Here is a 20,180-nt window from a genome sequence, read left to right on the forward strand (position 1 = left end):
GGACGATATTAAGCGTTGGCATGAACTTACTGCACCATACGTATAAACCACTCTAAGGATGCAGTGTTTTTTTCCTTTCGTGCCACAGCAGCAGCCCGCTTCTCTCTCTCTTCTTCAACGATCTCCTCACGAGCATTGGCTACAAACTTTTCGTTGGATAGCTTCGCATCGACGCGCTTGATGTCGGCATCTGCCTTTGCAATTTCCTTCTCGAGGCGAGCTTTTTCTGCTGCAGGGTCAACTACCCCCTTCAAAGGAAGGGCGGCCACGTCATCGCGAACAACAAGTTGTATCGCCCCATCAGGTGCAAGTTTGTCAAAATCGATTGTCCCTAAGCGGGCCATTCGCTTAATCACGTCACTCCAGCGCTCCGCGCGCTCGCGAGCCTGGGGTTGGCAACGGATCATTGTCAACGGCATCAAAGTCGCCGGCGCGATGTTCATCTCCGCACGCACCGAGCGGATCGCGGTCACGAGATCGACCACCCAGCCGATCTCGGCCTCGGCAGCATCGTCGCGCAGGCGGTCCATCGAATCGCCCGTCGAGACCAGCGCGGGGGTGCCGGCATCCGGGAAGCCACTGAGATCCGCTCCGATCACCGCGGGTTCGTTGCGGGTCAACGGCCAGGCCGTCAGCGCCAGCAGGACATCGCGCGGGGCGGTCACCGCCCACAGCTCTTCGGTGATGAAGGGCATGAATGGGTGCAGCAGCTTGAGAATCTCGTCGCGGGCCCAGGCGACCATCGCCCGCGTCTCGTCCTTGGCCGCACCGTCAGGGCCGGTCAACACCGGCTTGGCAAGCTCGAGATACCAGTCACAGAACACGTTCCAGACGAAGCGATAGATCGCGCCGGCGGCGTCGTTGAAGCGATAGGCCTCGATCGCCGCGGTGACCTCGCGCGCGGCGGCGGCGGTCTCGTGGGCAATCCAGCGGTTGAGCGTCTCCTGGGCCTGCGCCGGATCAAATCCCGGCGGCAGCGCGCAGCCGTTCATCTCGGCGAAGCGCGACGCGTTCCACAGCTTGGTCGCGAAATTGCGATAGCCCTCGACACGCTGGGTGGCGAGCTTGATGTCGCGGCCCTGCGCCGCCATCGCCGCCAGCGTGAAGCGCAGCGCATCGGCGCCGAATTGATCGATCAGGTTGAGCGGATCGATGACGTTGCCCTTCGACTTCGACATCTTGGCGCCCTTCTCGTCGCGGACGAGGGCGTGGATGTAAACCGTCGGGAACGGCACGTCCTTCATGAAGTGCAGGCCCATCATCATCATCCGGGCGACCCAGAAGAAGATGATGTCGAAACCGGTGACCAGCACGTTGGTCGGGTAGTAGCGCCTGACGTCGGTGTCGTCGTCGGGCCAGCCGAGCGTCGAGAACGGCCACAGCGCCGAGGAGAACCAGGTGTCGAGCACGTCTTCGTCGCGGGTGATGAAGCCTTCGCGCTTCGCCGGATCGAGTGCCATGTCATGGCCCTGCTCCGGCGTGATCACCTCCTGCTCGGCATAGTAGCCGAGCGCCTTGCCGACGGCCTCTTCTTCGGTTTCGGCCACGAACACCTTGCCGTCCGGGCCGTACCAGGCCGGGATCTGGTGTCCCCACCACAGCTGGCGCGAGATGCACCAGGGCTGGATGTTCTCCATCCAGTCGAAATAGGTCTTTTCCCAGTTCTTCGGCACAAAGGCGGTGGCGCCGTCGCGCACCGCGGCGATCGCCGGCTGCGCCAGCGTCTTGGCGTCGACGTACCACTGGTCGGTCAGGAACGGCTCGATCACCACGCCCGAGCGGTCGCCGTGCGGCACCATGTGGGTGTTGGGCTCGATCCGTTCCAGGAAACCGAAATCTTCGAGGCGTGCGACGATGAGCTTGCGTGCGGCAAAGCGCTCGGTGCCATGCAGCTCGGCGGCGAAATCAGCCGCGCCCTCCGGCAGCCCGCGCAGGTAATCCTCATTGTCGGTCAGCGCCAGCGCGGCTTCCTGATCGAGTACGCTGATCTGCGGCAGGTTGTGCCGCTTGCCGACCTCGAAGTCGTTGAAGTCGTGCGCCGGCGTCACCTTGACCGCGCCGCTGCCCTTCTCCGGATCGGAGTAGGTGTCGGCGACGATCGGGATCCGCCGGCCGACCAGCGGCAGGATGACATGCTTGCCGATCAGGTGACGGTAACGCTCGTCGTCGGGATGCACGGCGACGGCCGTATCGCCGAGCATGGTCTCGGGGCGCGTGGTCGCGACCACGATGAAGGTCGAGGCGTCTTCAGGATTGAAGGCGTGGCCCTCCAGCGGATAGCGCAGGTACCACAGGTGGCCCTTGATCTCGACCTGCTGCACCTCGAGGTCGGAGATCGCCGTCAGCAGCTTGGGGTCCCAGTTGACCAGCCGCTTGTCCTTGTAGATCAGGCCCTGATTGTAGAGTTCGACGAACACCTTGACGACGGCGCGCGACAGCCCCTCGTCCATGGTGAAGCGCTCGCGCGACCAGTCGCAGGAGGCGCCGAGGCGCTTGAGCTGATTGATGATGGTGCCGCCGGATTCGGCCTTCCACTGCCACACCCGCTCAAGAAACTTCTGCCGGCCCATGGCGCGGCGCCCGGGCTCCTGCCGCTCCATCAGCTGCCGCTCGACCACCATCTGGGTGGCGATGCCGGCATGGTCGGTGCCCGGCTGCCACAGCACATCGCGGCCGCGCATGCGCTCGAAGCGGCACAGCACGTCCTGCAGCGTGTTGTTGAGCGCATGGCCCATGTGGAGCGAGCCGGTGACGTTCGGCGGCGGGATGACGATGGTAAAGGGATCGGCGTCCTGACGGTCAGCGCGGCCGGCCTTGAACGCGCCCTCCTCGTCCCAGGCCTTGGCAATGCGGCTTTCGATGTCGGCAGGCTGGTAGGTTTTCTCGATCATGGCCATACAATCACGGTGTGTGGATCGTGGCCGGCGCTCCGCCTGGCCATCGGATCGTTTCGGCTTCGCCTGCGAAAGGCTATGCCAAACAAAATGTTAGGAGGCTCCGCTGCGGCGGAGCCATGGTCTTGCGTGCACTAGAAACCCGCCCGTGGAGGGGAAGTCAACGCCGCAGATCGCCTGGGGGATGGCAAAATCGCGGCGCGAAGGCTGTCCGGCCGGTCAACGGCCGCGCGAGACCCGCTCGATCTCGGCCTTGACGATCCGTTCGACCAGGCTCGGGAGGTTGTCGTCGAGCCAGGATTTCAGCAGCGGCCGCAGCATCTCCTTGACGAGATCCTCGAGGGTGCGGGCGTTGTTGCTGAGCACGGTGTTGGCGAGTGCGTTGAAGGCCGACTCCACCGACGCCATGGTGTTGGGCGACATCAGGCGCGGTGCCGGCTCGCTCGCGGTGAACGACGGCGGGGCCGGCGGCGGCGTCTGATACTCGCGCACGACCGGTCGCGGCTCGCTGAACTCGATGTCGTCCGGCGGCTCGACCTTCTGGAACGACGCAGCTGGCGGCACCGGAGGCGGTGTCGGATCCGGCAGTGCCATCTGCTCGGTCAGCTCGAACACATCGTTCGCAGGTTCCGCGGTGCGAATCTCGTCCTGCGAGGTCTCGGCATCGAGACCGGCAAGCATCGCATCGATCTCTTCCTGGCTGTTCTTGGCTGCGGGCGCCGGTGCCGCAGGTTTGGGAGGCGGCGGCGTCTCGACGACTGCCGGACGCGGCGGTGGCGCTTTCGGAGCGGCAGCGCGCGGCGGCTCGGCCCTCGGCTCGGGTGCGGCTGTGCCGGCCGGCTTCGACTCGTCGTCAGCGATGATACGCCTGATCGACGCCAGAATTTCCTCCATCGAGGGCTCTTGCGCCTTTGCCGGTTGCGTCATCGCCGACCCCACATCACCACGCCCTAGCTGGCGTTCACTCCGGCGGAACAACTATCTATCGCGACGGCCGCACGCCTATTCCGGCTCGAATCGCTTCGTATCCCTCCAAAAAGGTATGTCAGGCCAACAAGTGATTGCAAGCAAAGGGCCGCTGTCGCGGCCCTTTCATCACAAGCGGAAGGTGGGACTGTTGTCCGCCTCAGCGGCCGTCGGGCGTACGCACGCCGATCCAGCTGTCGCGCACCTGCTGATAATGCACGCTCGGATCATAGACCGTGGTGTTGAGCTTGAGCACCTGTGGCGCCAAGCGACCGATTGCGCTCAGCACGCTGTAGGAGGCAACGACACGGTCGTGCTGGGCGGTCACCAGCGAGTTCCGTGCATTGACCAGAGCCTGCTGCGCGTTGAGCACGTCGAGCGTGGTGCGCTGGCCGACGCGGGCTTCCTCGCGCACGCCGTTGAGCGCCGTCTCCGATGCGGTCACCTGCGCCTGCGCCGACACCACCTGCGACTTGGTCGCCTGCAGCTGGCCCCACGCCTGGGCGATGGTGGCGCGCGCCTGGTTGCGCACCTGATCGAGGTTGAGGCGCTGCTGCGCCAGCGTTTCCTTGGACTGACGGATCAGCGAATATTCCGAGCCGCCCTGATAGACCGGCACGGTCAGCTGGCCGGTGACGCTGGCGCTGAACGCATGCGGCTGCACCAGAGTCGATTCGTAGGCCTGCTGCACTGCGCCCTGGACCGTCAGTGTCGGGAACAGCGCGCCTTCGGCGACCTTGACGTTCAGGAAGCTGACGTCGATGCCATACATCGCCGCCGTGACGTTCGGGTTTTCAATCAGGCCCATCTCGAACGCCTGCACCAGAGAGGACGGCAGAAAACGGTCGACCGGGCTTGCAGCCGCGAGGTTCACCGGATCGTTGCCGATGATCTGGCGGAAGTTGGCGCGGGTCGTCACCAGCGTCGCCTCGGCGGCAAGCTGGGCCGTGCGGCCGGCCGCGAGCTGGGCTTCGGACTGCGCGACGTCGGTGCGGGTGACCTCGCCGACGTTGAAGCGGTCCTGGGTCTGTTTCAGCGTTTGCTCCAGCACACGGGTGTTGCTGCGCTGGACCTCGACGATGGCTGAGTCGCGCAGATAATCCATGTAGATGGTCGCGGCCGACAGCAGCACGGTCTGCTCCAGCACCCGCAGCCCTTCGCGGGCTGCCGAGACCTGGCTCTCCGCTGCGCGGGTGCGGTTCGCTGTCTGCTGACCATTGTAGAGCGTCTGCGTGATCGTGGCCCCGACGCCATGCGGAACTGTCGTGCCGCGCAATGTCGCGCTTTGAGTCCCGGGGCCCTGATTGCTGGTCACGTCGGTATACTGGTATCCGCCGTTTGCCGTGACGGCGACCTTGGGACGGTAACCCGAGAGGGCCTGGGGAACGTTCTCGTCAGTGGAGCGAACCGACGCGCGCTGCGCGTTGAGTTGCGGATTGTTCTGATAGGCGCGCACCAGCGCCGCTTCCATGGTGTCGGCCAGCGCCGGCGCCGTGGTCGCGCAATTCAGCAGGAGAGCCGTCACTGCAGCTCCGGTGACAACGTTCAGACGCAACATTCGCGATTTTCCATCCATGACCGACGCCCACTCATCCCTCTCGCCAGATCGGCGGCGCGCTGGAATGAGGCAACCCGAGTGTCCCAACTCGTTCTGTCTTGAGTCTTTTTGTCCCGAGTCCTTGGCGCCCAACATAGGCGCGTGCGCGAGGGGGCGAAATCCCCCCGCCGACGACTGTCACCCGAAACTTTGCCGCTGGGGCATCCGGGCCACACTTCTGTTTTTCAACGGGGAATCGAAGGGCTCGCGTCAGAAAACGAAGGCCGCAGGGCGCTCCAGGCCCGGCAGAATCGGGGCATAGGCATCGAAAAGTGGACGATTTCCAAAGTCCCCGGGGGACCGCGTGACGATCTCCACCCGCGGCGGTTGTCCCGCGGCGAAAACCCCTACCAGCCTCCCCCCCATGGCCAGTTGCGTGTACAGGCCGTCGGGGACGATCTCGGTCGCGCCATCGAGCACGACGACGTCATAGGGCGCGCGCGCGGGCGCTCCGGCGGCCGCCGCAGCGGCGATCACAGTGACATTGCCAACTCCCAGCCCCGCGAGAATGGCTGTCGCCCTGGTCGCCAGCGCCTGGTCGGCTTCCGTCGCAACCACCTCGGCGGCGAGGCGTGCAGCGAGCGCGGCGGCATAGCCGGTCGCACATCCCACCACCAGCACACGGTCCGTCGGCTTGATCTCGGCCGCCTGCAGCATCTTGGCGATGACCACCGGCTTGATCAGGTAGCGCTTGCCGCCGGCGCCTTCGCTGACGGCGAGATCGAGATCGAGATAGGCCATCCCGCGCTGCTCATCCGGCACGAAAGCCTCACGCGGCACGTCCAGCATGGCCTCGATGATGCGCAGGTCGGTGACGTCGTTGGTGCGGACCTGACCATCAACCATCTTGCGTCGGGCATTGGCAAAAATCGTCATCAAAGAGCTCCGTGATGGAGGCGCCGCAAGGCTCGTGTCGGCATGGAGGACAACGCGAGGGCACCCGATCGGGCGCCATCTTTGAGACAATGGCCGGCAAAACGCAACATGCCCGACGGCTGTGGACGAGTGGCGTGCCGTGTCGGCGAAAGCCCCTCGCCTTCAGCTCTCGGCCTTGATATGTTTGGATAATTTTAGACGCTTCTTTCGCTTACGTGCGCCATTTCAGGGCTCGACGCCATGCCTGCCGGCACCATCGAAGGGATCGACGAACGAACTGCGACGGCCCTTGTCGTGCTGTTCGCCGGTATTGCGGTGCTCGCTTTGATGTTCGTGTACCATGTCGAGCCGCCGCCGGACGATGCGCGCGTCATTGCCGATACGGAGCGGAGAACCTATGCCAGCACGTCCTGTGTGATTCACGGACGGCTCGAGCGCGAACTGATCGCCAACCGCGCCGCGGCATCGGATCCAGCACAAAGCCTGCAATTGCTGCCCTACGCCACGGAAAGCTCCGTCGGCGAAGTGGCCCGGCTGGGGAGCTGGCGGCGCGACACCGCCTGCAACTATGCCGCGGGCTTCGACCAGATCGTGACGGCCTGGGACCGGCTGGTCGGCTTCCGCTCGCGTTGGACCGACACGGGCGAATGGCGCTGGTAGGTAGCGGCAGCCTTTAAACGGCGGCCAAGCGCTCCGCACCGTCCTGTCTTCTTCCGCGTTCAGGTATCGAGCAGTCCGAATCGTTTTGTCGGCGTGACCGCGTTTTCGACGTCGAGATAAGGCTCCGCCCGCCGAACCGTCGAACACCGCACAGTCGGCGGCGGAGTTTTTCAGATCCAGAATGATCTTGGCCGACCGGCCCATCGCGCTGGTCGGGCGTGATCAGAAAATGGCGCGAAACGAAGCGGGGCCCATTGCACAAGCCGTTGAGCCCCTGTAACAAGTCGCGCTCATGGGGCCACGTGGCGGAGTGGTTACGCAGCGGTCTGCAAAACCGTTTACACCAGTTCAATTCTGGTCGTGGCCTCCATGAATTTGCTGGGGTTTGAGCACATTTCAGCAAATTTCCTGCTAGGCAATCTGCAACGGCTTTGTTATACGCGGCCCCGTTGCTGACACTGTCCGGCATTGTTCCTCGGTAGCTCAGTGGTAGAGCAACCGGCTGTTAACCGGTTGGTCGCTGGTTCGAATCCGGCCCGAGGAGCCACAATTTCCATCTTGCCCCGAAAAACACGATTGTATTCAAGGTGTTGCAAACGCCTTTGAATGTGTTTTGTTGGCGTGTTCAGCACTCTCCTGAAATTGCTGGGTCCCTTGCAGACGGCGTTTGAGAGCCGTGCGGGATGTTTGCTGCACTCAACAAAGCAAGACCGATTCCCTCAACGTTCCGGGATCGTCGATTCGCTGATTTGAAGTCGAGCAGCGGCCGCTCAGCCGCGCCGCCGCCGCCAGTCTCGCCGCGGTTTCGGCGGCGGAACGAGACTCGGCATGGTTTCCTGCACCGCGCGGTAGCGGGCCAGCAGCTTGCCGAAGCTCTCCAGCAGGGTCGTCTCGATCTCCGGGCGGCGTTCGAGCCGGCTGATCAGCATGGCCGCAGCCTCCAATGTCGACAGGCCATCGCGGCGCGGTTCGCGACGCAGCTTGCCATAGAGAGATGGCCGCGGCGGGCCGAGAATCACCCGCCGGCATTTCAGCATCCAGGCATTGCGCCACCACAGCGCCTTGGCCTGGCTCCAGGTGCCGTCGAGCAGGATGACGCCCTCGATGTCGCGCAAGATGGCCCGCTGATCGGGGTCCGGCTCGCCCTTGCGGTCGAGCACGACGACCTCATCCTCGCCGACATCGAGGTCGGCGACCTTGGCCGAGCCGAGGTAGAGAATCGCCCAGCGGGACGGATCGACCGACCGGCCGAGAATCTTGGACAGGCTTGGCCAAGACAGGCCGATCTTGAGCACGGCGTCCGAAAAGTGCAGCGCGGCGAGGCGCGCTGTCCCGAGCAGCCGGTCCTGTTCCTGCGGATGCTGCAGGATGAGTAGCTGGATCCGGCTGGCAAGCGGCGTGACATCCTCGCAGACGCACAGCGGCAGCGGTTTGCCGCAACGTGGGCAGTCGGGCGGTGCATCGGCGGCGGGGGCGAGTTCGGGTGTGTCGGACATCGGCCGGCTATACGCCGTGCCGGCTGTCGCGGCAACCGCGCCCGCTCGCCCTGCCCGTCATTCCGCCGGAGCTACCTGCGACTGCGGCTGGTCGCGCCGCCGCAATCGGTCGATCAGCAGATAGATCACCGGCGTGGTGTAGAGGGTCAGGATCTGCGACACCACGAGGCCGCCGATGATGGTGATGCCGAGCGGCCGGCGCAGCTCGGTCCCCGGTCCGATCGCCACCACCAGCGGCACCGCCGCCAGCAGCGCCGCCATGGTGGTCATGATGATCGGGCGGAACCGGGCGAGGCTCGCCTCGAAGATGGCATCGCGGGACGACAGTCCACGATGCCGCTCACCTTCCAGGGCGAAGTCCACGATCATGATGCCGTTCTTCTTGACGATACCGATCAGCAGGATGATGCCGATGAAAGCAATCACCGTGAGCTGGGTGTTGGTCAGCTGCAGTGCGAGCAGCGCCCCGAGCCCGGCCGGCGGCAATGTCGAGATAATGGTCAGCGGATGGGCGAGGCTCTCATAGAGCACGCCGAGCACGATGTAGACGGCGATCAATGCACCGAGCACCAGCAGCGGCTGGCGCCCGGCGGTCTTCTGGCTGTCGCCGGCGTTGCCGTCAAAACTGCCGCGGATGCCCTCGGGCATATGTAATTCCGCGACCGCCCGCTGGATATTGGCAGTGGCGGTTTCCAACGGCACGTCCGGCAACAGGTTGAACGATACCGTCGTCGACGGAAACGAAGCCGAATGCCGCACCGACAGCGGTGCCAGTCCGCGCTCCCGGTGCACCAGCGCCGACAACGGCACCTGGGCGTCGTTGGCGCCTGCGACATAGATGTGATCGAGATCGCCGGGATCCTGCTGGAACTTCGGATCGGTCTCCAGCACCACCTGGTACTGGTTACGCTGGGTGTAGACGATCGAGATCTGACGCTGCGAAAACGCGTTGTTCAGGGCGTTGTCGATATCCTGCACCTTGACGCCGAGACTTGCCGCGGTGCTGCGGTCGATCGCGAGGTTCAGCTGCAGGCCGCCGGGATCGCTGTCGGAGGAGATGTCGGTGATGCCCTCGACCGTCTCCATCCGCTTGGCGATGATCGGCCCCCATTTCTGCAGCAGATCGAGATCGGTGCTGATCAATGTGTACTGATAGTCGGAATCGCTCTGGCGGCCGCCGGCCCGGATATCCTGCGCGGCGATCATGAACAGCCGGATGCCGGGAATTTTGCCGAGTTCACGGCGCAGCCGGTCGATCACCAACTGGGTCGACACCCCGTCCCGCTCATCGATCGGCTTCAGGCTGATGAACATGTTGCCGCGGTTCGACCCGCCTCCCCCCGGCCCGCTGCCTCCCAGGGTCGATCCAATGCCTTCGACTGCGGGATCCGCCATCACCACGTCGGCGACCTGCTGCTGCAGCTTGAGCATCGACTGGAAAGAGATATCGGCGGACGCCCGGGTGGCTCCGAAGATGAAGCCGCTGTCGTCGGTCGGGAAATACCCTTTCGGCACCTTGGCATAGAGCATCACGGTCAGGGCGATGGTGGAGACGAAGACCAGGACGGTGACGACCGGAAAGCGCAGCACGACATGCAACGTGCGCTCATAGAAGCGCAGCGTCCGCGACAGCGCCCCCTCGACCAGGCGATCGAACCAGGTCGCGTCGCTCACCGCCGTGGCCTTGACGTAATGGGCGCAAATCATCGGCGTGATGGTCAGCGAGACCAGAGTCGAGACGATGATGGCGAAGGTGAGCGTCAGCGAGAATTCGCGGAGCAGCCGCCCGACGATGCCGTCCATGAAGATCAGCGGCGTGAACGCCGCGATCAGGGACAGGCTGATCGACAGGACCGTGAAGCCGATCTGCCTGGCACCGGCGAGCGCGGCCTGATACGGCCGCATGCCGTGCTCCAGGTTGCGGTCCATGTTCTCGATCATCACGATGGCATCGTCGACCACGAAGCCGACCGAGATCGCCAGCGCCATCAGCGACAGGTTGTCGATCGAGAAGCCGACAAGCCACATCCCGGTGCAGGTTCCCGCCAGCGCCAACGGCACCGAGACGCCCGCGGCGATGGTCGGGGTCATGCGGCGCAGGAAGATGAATACCACGGCCATGACCAGCACGACGGTCGCCCCCAGCGTCCATTCCATGTCGTGCACACTGGCGCGGATGGTGCCGGTGCGGTCGGTCAGCACGGAAATCTCGACGCCGGCGGGAATCCACTGCTTCAGCTCCGGCAGCAGCGCCTTGATGCGATCGACGGTGTCGATGACGTTGGCATCGCCCTGCTTGGTGATCTGCAGCAGCACCGCGGGGTGCTTGTTGAACCAGGCGATCGAGCGGCTGCTGCGGGTCGCGTCGATAATGGTGGCGACGTCCGACAGCCGTACGAAGTTGCCGTTCGAAGCCTTGATGATGATGTTCTTGAATTCGGCGGCGGTTCGCATCTGCGGATTGATGCTGATGGTTTCGGCCTGGCGGCCGCCATTGAACGTTCCCACCGGGCCGAGTGCGTTGGCGCCGATGATGGCGTTACGGACGTCGTCGGTGGCGATGCCGGCATTGGCCAGCAGCACCGGGTTGAGCTGGATGCGGACGGCCGGCTGGTCGGCGCCGCTGACCGTCACCTCGCCGACGCCGGGCACCTGCGCGAGGCGCTGCGCGATCACGGTGTCGGCGACGTCGTAGATCGCGCTCGACGACAGCGTCTCGGAGGTCAGCGCCAGGATGAACACCGGCGCGGCCGCGGAGTTCGCCTTGCGGAAATTCGGCAGCGATGGCAGGTCGGTCGGCAAGTCGGCGAGCGAAGCATTGATCGCCGCCTGGACGTCGCGTGCAGCCTTGTCGATATTGCGCCCGATCGCGAACTGAAGCTGGATGTTGGTCGAGCCCAGCGAACTCGTCGATGTGATCTGGTCGATGCCTGCGATCTCGCCGAGCCGCCGCTCGAGCGGCGCTGCGACGGTCGCGGCCATGACCGACGGATCGGCCCCGGGACGCGATGCCGACACCCGGATCATCGGAAAGTCGACATTGGGAACGCTCGCGACCGGCAGGTTCTGGTAAGCCACGAGGCCGACCAGGAACAGGCCGATCGCCAGCAACGTCGTCCCGACCGGCCGGCGGATGAACGGCTCGGAGAGCGACATCACTGCACCCCTTCGGTGGCTCCGGCGATCGGCGGCGCGGGCGGTTCGGGGGCCGGCGGCACCGCCTTCTCGATCCGGCGGTTGATGCGGTCGAGGGCGAGATAGATCACCGGCGTGGTGTAGAGCGTCAGCAACTGGCTCAGGATCAGGCCGCCGATGATGGAAATGCCGAGCGGAAAGCGCAGCTCCGCGCCCGTCCCGCGCTCGATCGCCAGCGGCAGCGCGCCGAACAGCGCGGCGAGCGTCGTCATCATGATGGGACGGAAGCGCAGCAGGCAGGCCTGCACGATGGCGTCATAGGACGACATGCCCTGATGGCGCTCCGCCTCGAGGGCAAAGTCGATCATCATGATCGCGTTCTTCTTGACGATCCCCATCAGGAGAATGATGCCGATCAGCCCGATCACGGAGAGATCCTGCCCGAACAGCATCAGTGCGAGGATCGCGCCGACGCCGGCAGAGGGCAGCGTCGACAGGATGGTGATCGGATGGATGTAGCTCTCATAGAGCACGCCAAGCACGATGTAGATGGTGACGATCGCAGCAAGGATCAGCCAGGGCTGCCCCGCCAGCGAGCGGGCGAACTCGGCGGCGTCGCCAGAATAGATCCCGGTGATGTTGGCGGGCATGCCGATATTGGCTTCGGTGGCGGCAACCGCCGCCACCGCGTCACCGAGCGCAACGCCGGGCGCGAGGTTGAAGCTCAGCGTCGCCGCCGGGAACTGGGCCTGGTGGGCGATGGCGAGCGGCGCGGTCGTCCGCTGCAGCGTCGCGATCGCCGAGATCGGGACCTGCGCTCCGCCCGCTCCCGGTACGTACAGCCGTGAGAGCACCGTGGGATCGCGCTGGTCCTGCGGCAACGCCTCGAGCACCACGCGGTACTGGTTGGCCTGGCCGTAGATGGTCGAGACCTGGCGCTGGCTGAAGGCGTCGTTGAGGGTGTCGTTGACCGACTGCAGCGAGACGCCGAGCTGGCCGGCACGCTGGCGATCGATGTCGAGCGCCGCCCGCAATCCGCCTTCCAGGACTTCCGATGAGACATCGCGGAACATGACATTGCGTCGCAATTCCTGCACCAGCCGGCCGGACCAGGTCGAGACCTCCTTCGCGTCGCTCGCTGTGATCGTATACTGGTACTGGGAGCGGCTGGTCCGGGTACTGATCTGGATGTCCTGAACCGGTTGGAAGTAGACGATCATGCCGGGCACCGATGCAACCCGCTCCTTCAGGCGCCTCGTCACCTCGACAATGTCGGCCTTGCGTTCGTCGCGCTGCTTCAGCGTGACCACGATGCTGCCCGTGTTGGTCGTCGGATTGACCGAGCCCGCCCCGATCACCGAGACCACGCCGACGACGTCGGGATCGGACTGAATGGTGCGCGCGACCTCGGCCTGCCGCTTCTGCATCTCCGCGAACGAGACGTCCGGTCCGGCTTCGGTGACCGCTGTGATCGACGAGGTATCCTGCAGCGGCAGGAATCCTTTCGGTGCGAGGGCATAGAGGCCGAGGGTTGCCGCCAGTGTCGCAAAAGTCGCAACCAGCGTGGCGCGCTGGTGCCGCAGCACCCACAGCAGCGTGTGGTGATAGAATGCGACGCTGCGATCGATCCAGCCGCTGATGGTGGCTAGTCCAGGCACCGCCAGCTCCTCGCCGTGGCGTTTCAGCATCCGCGAGCACATCATCGGCGTCAGCGTCAGCGAGACCACCGCTGAGGTCACCACGGCGATGGTGAGCGTCAGGGCGAATTCCCGGAACATGCGGCCGACGAGGCCCGACATGAACAGCAGCGGAATGAACACCGCGATCAGCGACACGGTCAGCGAGATCACCGTGAACCCGATCTCGCGGGCGCCGCGCAGCGACGCCTCCATGGCGCTTTCACCGTCCTCCATATGGCGGACGATGTTCTCGATCATGACGATGGCGTCGTCGACCACGAATCCGGTGCCGATGGTCAGAGCCATCAGGGACAGGTTGTCGAGGCTGAAGCCGGCGAACCACATGATGCCGAAACTGGTCACCAGCGACAGCGGCAGCGCGACGCCTGCAATGATGGTCGCACGCAGCGACCGCAGGAACAGCAGCACGACGAGCGTCACCAGGATGACACTGAGCACCAGCGTGAACTGCACGTCGCGCACCGAGGCGCGGATGGTGACGGTGCGGTCACTGACTACCGTGAGCTTGACGCCGGCGGGGATCGCGCGCTGCAGCCGTGGAATTTCTGCCCGGATCTGCTGGACAACATCGATGACGTTGGCGCCGGGCTGGCGCTGGATATTGATGACGACCGCGGGCACGCCCTGATACCAGCCGCCGGTGCGATCGTTCTCCAGGCCGTCGACGATGGTGGCGACGTCTCCGATCGTCACCGGGGCATTGTTGCGGTAGGCGATGATGATGGGCTTATAGGCATCGGCCGCGGCGATCTGGTCGTTGGCGGCGATGGTGTAGGCCTGCTGGGCGCCGTCGAGCGAGCCCTTCGGTCCGGAGACATTGGCGCCGGCGATCGCCGTGCGCAGATCCTCGAGGCCGATGCCGTAGGCGGCAAGACGCGCGAGATCGGCCTGGACGCGAACCGCCGGCTTCAGCCCGCCGAGCACCGCGACCCGGCCGACACCGGTGATCTGCGCAAGCCGCTGCGCCATCATGGTGTCGGCAATATCGCTCATGGCGCGGATCGACACGGTGTCCGAGGTCAACGCCAGCGTCACCACCGGCGCGTCGGCTGGATTGACCTTCGCGTAGGTCGGCGGATACGGCAGGTTTTTGGGCAGGATGCCTGCGGCGGCGTTGATCGCCGCCTGCACGTCCTGGGTGGCGCCGTCGATATCGCGGTTCAGGTCGAACTGCAGGGAGATCTGGCTGACGCCGAACGAGCTCGTCGATGTCATCGATGCCAGCGACGGAATCTGGCCGAGCTGCCGTTCCAGCGGTGCGGTGATGAGAGACGCCGTAACGTCGGGGCTCGCGCCCGGCAGCTGGGTGGTGACCTGGACGGTCGGGAAATCGACCTGCGGCAGCGCCGAAACCGGCAGCGCCCAATAGCCGAGCGCACCGCCGATCAGCAGGGCGATGCCGAGCAGCGAGGTGGCGATCGGCCGACGGATGAAGGGTTCAGAGACGCTCATGGCGCTGCACTTTCGAGCCTGCCGCTACTGCGACGCCTTCGGGCTTCCCCCAGGCTGGCCCGCCTGCTCCGGGCCCTTGTTGTCTGCCGCTTCCGGTGCGCCGCTCCCCTGTTCGGTCCGCGTCCGCTGACCGGACTTCGGGCTCGCCCGGTCGCCGCCGGTTGCCTTGCCGCCCTGGCGGCGCCGGGGCGCGAGATCCGGGGCCACGGCCGGATCGTCCCGACCGATCTCGACCTTGGCACCGTCGGCGAGGTTGGCAAAGCCTGTCGTCACCACACGATCGTCGACCGTCAGTCCCTTACCGATTACCGCATCGGTTTCGTTCTGCTGCACCACTGTCACCGGCCATGCGGAGACGATGTTGTCCGCGCCAATGACGTAGCTGAACGTGCCGGCCGGACCGCGCTGCACCGCGGCCGTCGGAACCACGACAACCTGGGACAGCGTCTCGACCTGGAGGCGGACATTGACGAACTGGCCCGGCCAGAGCTGGAAACGACTGTTGGGAAATTCGGCCTTGAGCTTGACGGTGCCTGTGGTCGGGTCGACCTGGTTGTCAATGCCCCGCAGCACTCCTGTATCGACCACGGTGCGTCCATCGTTGCCGAACACATCGACCGCCAGCTGGCCCCGGGCGGCCGCGGCATTGACCCGGACGATCTGCTGCTGCGGCAGGCTGAACCAGACCGTGATCGGTTGCAGCTGGGTGATCACCACGAGCCCCGTGGTGTCGGAGGCGTGCACGATGTTGCCCTGGTCGACCTGACGCAGGCCGGCACGGCCGCTGAGGGGCGCCACCACCTTGGTATAGCCGAGCGTCGCCTTGGCATTGTCGATGGCGGCCTGATCGGCCTTCACCTGGGCCTCGTATTGGGCGACCAGGGCGCGTTGGGTATCGGCCTGCTGGGTGGTACCGGCTTTCGAGGCGGCAAGCTGTTCGTAACGGACGAGGTCGGTCCTGGCATTGGCGAGCACTGCCTCGTCTTGCGCCTTTTTCGCGACCGCCTGATCGTACTGGGCCTGATAGATCGCCGGGTCGATCTCGGCCAGCACGTCGCCAGCCCTGACGTCCTGGCCTTCCCGGAAGTTGACCGACAGCAGTTTGCCGTCGACCTGAGCCCGCACGGTCACTGTGTTCAGCGCCTTCACGGTGCCGACGCCATCCAGGTAGACCGGCACGTCCTGGATGCGCGGCGTGGCCGCGAGAACAGGAACGGCAAGATCGGGACGGCTGCGTGACGCAGCCATGCGGGTCTCTTGCAGGTAGGTCCAGCCGAGGTATCCGAGCCCGCCGGCGATCAACAGTCCGACCGCGATCCAGACCGTTCGTCGGCGCTTCGGCGTGGCCTCCCCGCTGACGTTCGCTGCGTTGTTCTCGTCGGGCTTAAATAGCATCACCCGGCCCTTCCATTTTCGGTAGCCAGCCGCCCCCCAACGCCTGGTAGAGGCTGATGATGGCCTGAAAACGTGCCAGTTGAGCCTGTGCCAAAGTGTCCTCGGCCTGGAATAGCGTCGATTGTGTGTTGAGGAGCGTCACGATGTCGATGGTGCCGGCTCGCAGCCGCTGCTCGGAAAGATCGAACGCGCGGCGCGACGCCAGCTCTGCCGCCTTCTGCAGGCGCAGCCGCTCGGACGTCTCCTTGATCGCAATCAGGGCGTTGTCGACGTCGGCAAACGCGGACACCACGGTCTTGCGATAGGTCTGCAGCAGTTCGTCCTGCTTGGCTTTCTGATAGTCGAAATTCGCCAGATTGCGCCCGCCGTCGAAGATCGGCTGGGTCGCACTGGCGGCCATGCTGTAGAATACCGCGTTCGGCGTGAACAGCGCCGCCAGCGCCGCGCTCTGATAGCCGCCCTGGCCGGTGAGCTGAATGCTGGGGAAAAATTGCGCGCGCGCATTGCCGACATTGGCCGTGGCGGACGCGAGGTCGGCTTCCTGACGGCGGATGTCGGGCCGCTGGGTCAGGAGCTCGGACGGCAGCCCCGGCGTCACACGCGGCACGGTGAGGCGGTTCATCGAGCCGCCGCTGACGCGCAGGCTCTCGGGCGGCCGCGCCACCAGTGTCGCCAGCGCGTTGATGTTCTGCTCGAGGGTCTGTCGCAGCGGCGGCACCGCTGCCTGCTGGGTCGCGAGCACGCTCGCCTGCTGGCGAGATCGAGATCACTCATGGTGCCGGCGTCGAGCCGCTGCTTGATCGCGTCATAGATGCGCTGGGCGCTGGCGATGTTCTGCCTGGCGATGCGGATGCGATCCTGCGACGCCAGTACCTGGAAATATGCATTGGCCACCGCGGCATAGGTGGTCAGGGCGACGACGTCACGATCGAACCGGTTGGCGTTGGCGGTTTCCTCCGCCGCCAGTGTGGCATCGCGGTTCTTGCCCCAGAAGTCGATCTCGTAGCTGGCGCTCAGCGATGTCGAATAGGTGGTGGTCGGACGTCCGACGTTGGTCAGGCCGCTCGAGCTCGCGCCCGACGACTTGGAACGCGTGTCCTGGGCGGCGCCGCTCAGTGTCGGCAGCAGCGCAGCTCCCGTGAGCCGCGCCTGCGCGTCCGCCTGCACGATCCGCGCGGTCGCCGCGGCGATGTCGAGATTGACGGTCTGAGCCTCTTCGATCAGCGCCGTCAGCTCCGGTGAGCGGAACGCGCGCCACCAGTCGAGCGCCGGTGTCGCCGCGGCTGGCACCCGGCCGGCAAACTTGTAGGTCTGCGGCATGTCGATGGCCGGGTCAGGCAGGTCGGCCTTGAGGATGCAGCCGGCCGCCGGCACGGCGAGCGCGGCGACCAGACCAAGCCGGCGGACCACGCCCCAGCCTGCCCTGCCCTGCTTCCGCACCACGGCCAGAGCGCCCGCATGTCCGGCCAGCGGATCGAGCCGTGGCTGGGGCAAGAGCGGGAGGCGGCGAGAAGCATGATCGTCGGACACAACGGACATGGTCGATGAACTAGCAGACATCCACTTCTGAGCGAATTTCGGGCGCTGAAGGACACCTGAAACCGGTGATTCGGGTCGGGGTATGGCCCCGCTGCTTCCTGAACGAGATCGCCCCGGTTGCGGGGCGCACCCTAGCCCGCCTGCATGGCTTCGCCCAGTCGCCGGCGGATTTGTCCAGCGTTCAAAATCTTTTCTAGCAGAAACAAATACCACGGAACGTGACTTCCGCCCGTGAAACCGGAACCGAAGGACCGCCGTACCTCCATCGCAAATCGAGGTCGGGGGTACCCTATGCGAATAGCAGTGGTCGGAACGGGAATCGCGGGCAGTTCGGCGGCATGGGCGCTGTCGCACGGCAACCAGGTCACCGTCTACGAACGTGAGTGGCGCGCGGGCGGCCACAGCCATACCGTGACCATCGACTATGACGGCACGCCGGTCGCCGTGGACATCGGCTTCATCGTCTACAATACCTTAAACTATCCCGAGCTTACCGCGTTGTTCAATCGGCTTGGCGTCGAAACCGTCGAAAGCTGCATGAGCTTTTCGGTGTCGGCCGATATGGGCCGCTTCGAATGGAAAGGCGGCGGCAACACCTTCGCGGCGATGGCCACGGGCCTGTTCGCCCAGCCGGGCAACCTGCTCTCACCGTCCTACCTGCGGATGTTGGGTGACATCTTGACCTTCAACCGGACCAGTATCGATGACTACCATGCCGGACGCCTGAAGGGCCTGTCGCTCGGTGACTATTGCCACCGGCGGCGGTTCTCGCGCCGCCTGCTGACGGACTATCTCCTGCCGATGGGGGCTGCGATCTGGTCCGCGCCAGCGAACCGGATGCTGGAGTTTCCGGCCGAGAACTTCGTGGCTTTCTTCAACAATCATCGTCTGCTGCACCATGACCGTCCGACATGGCGAACGGTGAAAGGCGGCAGCATCCGCTATGTACAACGGCTCACGGCTGCCTTTCATGACCGTCTGCGGCTGGGCTGTGCGGTCGTGGGGATCGAGCGCAATGTCCATGGCGTCGTCGTCCACGACAGCCGCGGTCATTCCACGGCCTATGATCATGTGGTGATCGCCGCTCATAGCGATCAGGCGCTTCGCATGCTTGTGGCCCCCACCCCCGCCGAGCGCGACATCCTCGGCAATATTCGTTATGCGCCCAACACCGTCTATCTGCATCGTGATCCACGGCTGATGCCGCGCCGCAAGCGCGCCTGGGCATCCTGGAACCTGCTGCGCTGGCCGCGCGACGACGCGCCGCTCAACGACGTCGCCGTCACCTACTGGATGAACCGCTTGCAGGGCATCGATCCGGGCAAGCCGCTGTTCGTCAGCCTGAACCCGCCATTCGCTCCGGATCCGGCACTCACCTTCGGCCATTATTTCTGTGAGCATCCCCAGTTCGACGCCAGAGCCTTCGCCGCACAGGCCCGTCTCAACGAAATTCAGGGCCTGCAGCGCACCTGGTTCTGCGGCGCCTGGACCGGCTACGGATTCCATGAGGATGGGCTGCACTCCGGTCTTGCCGTTGCGCAGGCTCTTGGCCTGGCGTCGCCCGGGCGGGAAAGGGTCCTGGCCGAGGCCGCGGAGTAGTCCGATGGCGCATCGCACCGATCACGACGATGCCCGAGCCCCCCGCGCAGCTGCCAGTCTTTACGTCGGCGATGTGATGCACGCGCGGCTGAAGCCGGTCGCGCACCGTTTCAGTTATCGCGTCATGAGCCTGCTGATCGATCTCGACCGCCTTGACGATGCCGATCGGCTCTCAGCGATGTTCGGTGTCAACCGCGCCGCAATCTACAGCTTCCACGAGGCAGATCACGGCGATCGCGACGGATCGTCGCTCGCCCGCTATGTCCGTCGCCGCGCCCGCGAACAGGGGCTCGACCTCAGTGGCGGACGGATCGAGCTGCTGTGCTATCCGCGCCTGCTCGGCTACGTCTTCAATCCGCTCTCGGTCTACTTCTGCCACGATGCAGGCGGCGATCTCGCACTGATCATCTACGAGGTCCGCAACACCTTCGGCGAGGCGCATTCCTATGTACGTCCGGTTCGGCCGGAAGAGCGGAGTGCCGCAGGCTTGCGCCAGCAGCAGGACAAGCTGTTCCGGGTCTCTCCCTTCATCGACATGGCAGCGCGATACCATTTTCGGGTCGCGCCACCGACGGACACGATCAGGCTGCGGATCCTGGAAACCGACCGCGACGGGCCACTGCTCGCGGCGACCTTCAGCGGGCGGCGCCGGCCGCTCGTTACACGGACATTGCTGCGGGCGTTCATCGCGCTGCCATTGGTCACCATCAAAATCATTGCCGCCATTCACTGGGAGGCCTTGCGTCTTTGGGGCAAAGGGGCGAGGCTGGTTCCACGGACGCCGGCTGACGATGGCGCTGGGCCACATGACCTGCAGCACATGACCAGGCTGCGTCCGGACCCGGAGCCCTATTGAAGCGCTGGATGCTGG

The 20,180-nt window shown here is 65.1% G+C and carries 11 protein-coding genes, 2 tRNA genes and 1 pseudogene; 5 read left to right on the forward strand and 9 right to left on the reverse strand.

Annotation, left to right across the window (positions count from 1 at the left end; translation table 11 throughout):
- Positions 1-26 precede the first annotated feature (26 nt).
- The 4 genes from AB4Z37_RS22300 to AB4Z37_RS22315 all read right to left on the reverse strand — a co-directional run bounded on the left by AB4Z37_RS22300 (position 27) and on the right by AB4Z37_RS22315 (position 6,333).
- A complete protein-coding gene (locus AB4Z37_RS22300; protein WP_441518932.1) occupies positions 27-2,897 on the reverse strand; it encodes a valine--tRNA ligase in 2,871 nt (956 codons plus the stop codon).
- Positions 2,898-3,113: 216 nt separating this feature from the next.
- The gene (locus tag AB4Z37_RS22305; RefSeq protein WP_441518933.1) at positions 3,114-3,821 is read right to left on the reverse strand and encodes a PopZ family protein; all 708 of its coding nucleotides are present in this window, start codon (positions 3,819-3,821) and stop codon (positions 3,114-3,116) included.
- Between the two features lie 199 nt (positions 3,822-4,020).
- Positions 4,021-5,418 carry a TolC family outer membrane protein gene (locus AB4Z37_RS22310; protein ID WP_441518934.1) on the reverse strand — a complete coding sequence of 466 codons (1,398 nt, stop codon included), beginning with the start codon at positions 5,416-5,418 and terminating at the stop codon, positions 4,021-4,023.
- Positions 5,419-5,667: 249 nt separating this feature from the next.
- Positions 5,668-6,333 (reverse strand): protein-L-isoaspartate O-methyltransferase family protein, encoded by a 666-nt coding sequence (locus tag AB4Z37_RS22315; RefSeq protein ID WP_441518935.1) that lies wholly within the window; start codon positions 6,331-6,333, stop codon positions 5,668-5,670.
- 240 nt (positions 6,334-6,573) lie between these two features.
- On the opposite strand from AB4Z37_RS22315, the gene AB4Z37_RS22320 reads away from it, so the two are divergent.
- From AB4Z37_RS22320 to AB4Z37_RS22330, 3 genes are all read left to right on the forward strand, one after another.
- Positions 6,574-6,993, forward strand: coding sequence for a hypothetical protein (locus AB4Z37_RS22320; protein ID WP_441518936.1), 420 nt, complete (start codon positions 6,574-6,576; stop codon positions 6,991-6,993).
- Between the two features lie 296 nt (positions 6,994-7,289).
- Positions 7,290-7,363, forward strand: a tRNA-Cys gene (locus AB4Z37_RS22325).
- 102 nt (positions 7,364-7,465) lie between these two features.
- Positions 7,466-7,540 (forward strand) — tRNA-Asn (locus AB4Z37_RS22330).
- Between the two features lie 223 nt (positions 7,541-7,763).
- On the opposite strand, the gene AB4Z37_RS22335 is transcribed toward AB4Z37_RS22330, so the two are convergent.
- The 5 genes and pseudogenes from AB4Z37_RS22335 to AB4Z37_RS22355 all read right to left on the reverse strand — a co-directional run bounded on the left by AB4Z37_RS22335 (position 7,764) and on the right by AB4Z37_RS22355 (position 17,611).
- Positions 7,764-8,489, reverse strand: coding sequence for a tRNA-uridine aminocarboxypropyltransferase (locus AB4Z37_RS22335; protein ID WP_441518937.1), 726 nt, complete (start codon positions 8,487-8,489; stop codon positions 7,764-7,766).
- Between the two features lie 57 nt (positions 8,490-8,546).
- Positions 8,547-11,648 (reverse strand): efflux RND transporter permease subunit, encoded by a 3,102-nt coding sequence (locus AB4Z37_RS22340; protein WP_441518938.1) that lies wholly within the window; start codon positions 11,646-11,648, stop codon positions 8,547-8,549.
- Complete coding sequence (locus AB4Z37_RS22345; protein ID WP_441518939.1) at positions 11,645-14,776, reverse strand: efflux RND transporter permease subunit; 3,132 nt, start codon at positions 14,774-14,776, stop codon at positions 11,645-11,647. Before AB4Z37_RS22345 ends, AB4Z37_RS22340 begins: the two co-directional genes overlap by 4 nt.
- Positions 14,777-14,800: 24 nt before the next feature.
- Positions 14,801-16,171 carry an efflux RND transporter periplasmic adaptor subunit gene (locus AB4Z37_RS22350; RefSeq protein WP_441518940.1) on the reverse strand — a complete coding sequence of 457 codons (1,371 nt, stop codon included), beginning with the start codon at positions 16,169-16,171 and terminating at the stop codon, positions 14,801-14,803.
- Positions 16,161-17,611: pseudogene (locus AB4Z37_RS22355) on the reverse strand (efflux transporter outer membrane subunit). Before AB4Z37_RS22355 ends, AB4Z37_RS22350 begins: the two are co-directional and overlap by 11 nt.
- Before the next feature lie 390 nt (positions 17,612-18,001).
- On the opposite strand from AB4Z37_RS22355, the gene AB4Z37_RS22360 reads away from it, so the two are divergent.
- On the forward strand, positions 18,002-19,309 hold the full coding sequence (locus AB4Z37_RS22360) for an NAD(P)/FAD-dependent oxidoreductase (RefSeq protein ID WP_441518989.1): 1,308 nt from the start codon (positions 18,002-18,004) through the stop codon (positions 19,307-19,309).
- Positions 19,310-19,313: 4 nt separating this feature from the next.
- Entirely contained in the window at positions 19,314-20,165 is an 852-nt protein-coding gene (locus AB4Z37_RS22365; protein WP_441518941.1) for a DUF1365 domain-containing protein, read from the forward strand.
- The last annotated feature ends 15 nt before the right edge of the window (positions 20,166-20,180 follow it).

Source organism: Bradyrhizobium sp. 2TAF24 (genome assembly GCF_052115025.1).
GTDB lineage: Bacteria > Pseudomonadota > Alphaproteobacteria > Rhizobiales > Xanthobacteraceae > Bradyrhizobium_A.